General features: G+C 66.2%; 2 protein-coding genes. Both read left to right on the forward strand.

Features of this window, described 5'->3' with window-relative positions; genetic code table 11:
* Positions 1 to 111: 111 nt before the first annotated feature.
* Positions 112 to 276, forward strand: a complete 165-nt coding sequence (locus AN218_RS34135; protein WP_079131822.1) for a DUF397 domain-containing protein — start codon at positions 112 to 114, stop codon at positions 274 to 276.
* The coding region (locus tag AN218_RS04935; RefSeq protein WP_070015387.1) for a DUF397 domain-containing protein at positions 230 to 400 on the forward strand (171 nt) is incomplete at its 3' end. The genes AN218_RS34135 and AN218_RS04935, both read left to right, overlap by 47 nt.

Here is a 400-nt window from a genome sequence, read left to right on the forward strand (position 1 = left end):
GGGCCACCCCGGACCGGACCGCCCCCGGCACCCGCGACCACGAACCCCGCACTGCACCGCAACGCCACGGCACGAATCCCTGAATCTCATCGAGAAATCACCGGGAGAGGTATGACCGCCAACGGCATCGAGACCGACACCGACGTGCACTGGTTCAAGAGCAGCTACAGCAGCAACGAAGGCGGCAACTGCATCGAAGTCGCCCTCNAGCAACGAAGGCGGCAACTGCATCGAAGTCGCCCTCGACTGGCGCAAGTCCAGCTACAGCAGTGGTGAGGGCGGCAACTGCGTGGAAGTGGCCGCCGCATGGCGCAAGTCCAGCCACAGCAGCCCCGAGGGCGGCAACTGCATCGAAGTCTCCGAGCGCCCCGGCACCGTCCACGTCCGCGACTCCAAGGAC

Source organism: Streptomyces nanshensis, assembly GCF_001751255.1.
In the GTDB taxonomy this organism is placed as follows: domain Bacteria; phylum Actinomycetota; class Actinomycetes; order Streptomycetales; family Streptomycetaceae; genus Streptomyces; species Streptomyces nanshensis_A.